Annotated in this window: 1 protein-coding gene; it reads left to right on the plus strand. The window is 82.5% G+C overall.

Translation table 11 applies throughout. The features are described from left to right. The coding region (locus EJA20_RS18500; RefSeq protein WP_164984079.1) for a DUF58 domain-containing protein at nucleotides 1-1,082 on the plus strand (1,082 nt) is incomplete at both ends.

Consider the following 1,082-nt stretch of genomic DNA (forward strand, 5'->3'; position numbering starts at 1 on the left):
GCGTGCCCCCGGCGCGGCTGCGCGTCACCGGGCTCGGCGCCGCCGTGCTCGTCGTCGCCGCGCTCGCGGCGCTGGTCGCCCTGCGGCTCGGCTGGGCGGAGGCCGCGGCGCTCGCCACGGGGCTCGGCGCCCTGGTCGCGCTCGCCGTCGCGTCCGTGCTGCGCCCCACCGCCTGCGCCGTGGAGCTGCGGCCCGCCGCCGACCGGGTCCGGGCGGGGGAGCGGGCGCTGCTCGTCCTGCGGGTGCGCAGCACCGCGCGCGGCCGCAGCCTGCCGCACACCCTCACGCTCGACGTCGGCACCCGCACCGCGCGGGTGCGCGTCCCCGCGCTCGCCGCGGGCGAGGCGTGGGAGGAGCTCCTCGTCGTCCCCGCCGCCCGCCGCGGGGTCCTCGCCGTCGGGCCCGTCCGCTCCGAGCGCGGCGGCGCGCTCGGGCTCCTCCGCCGTACCGTGCGCTGGACCGCGCCGCTCGAGCTCGTCGTGCACCCGCGGACGGTGGCGCTGACGGCGGCGCCGGCCGGGGCGCTGCGCGACCTCGAGGGCGTGGCCGTGCGCGTGCTGACGGAGGGGCAGCAGTCCTTCCACGCGCTGCGCGAGTACGTGCCCGGCGACGACCGGCGGGCCGTGCACTGGCGCACCTCGGCCCACCGCGGGCAGCTCATGGTCCGGCAGGACGAGGACGTGCGCCGGACGCGGCTCGTCGTGCTGCTCCCGGGTCCTGACGCGGGCGGCGCGGTGCGCCCCGACCACGGCCCCGACGGCCCCGACGGCCCCGACCGCGCCGCCGACCGCGCCGCCGACCTCGAGACGGCCGTCGAGGTCGCCGCCTCCCTCGCGCTGGGCGCCGTCCGGGCCGGGCGCGAGGTCGTCGTCCTCGCGGGCGACGAGACGCTGCCCGTCGGCAGCCCGACGCGCCTCCTCGACGGGCTGGCCCGGTTCGACCCCGCCGGTCCCGCAGCCGGTCCCGCAGCCGGACCCACGCGGCCCGCCGCCCGCCGGGCGGCGGCCGTCGCGGGCGCCGCGCTCGTCGTGGCCGTCAAGGGCCGGGACGGCGCGGCCGCGCCCGGCGACGTCCTCGCGGCC

It is taken from the genome of Cellulomonas endophytica, assembly GCF_004123805.1.
GTDB lineage: Bacteria > Actinomycetota > Actinomycetes > Actinomycetales > Cellulomonadaceae > Cellulomonas > Cellulomonas endophytica.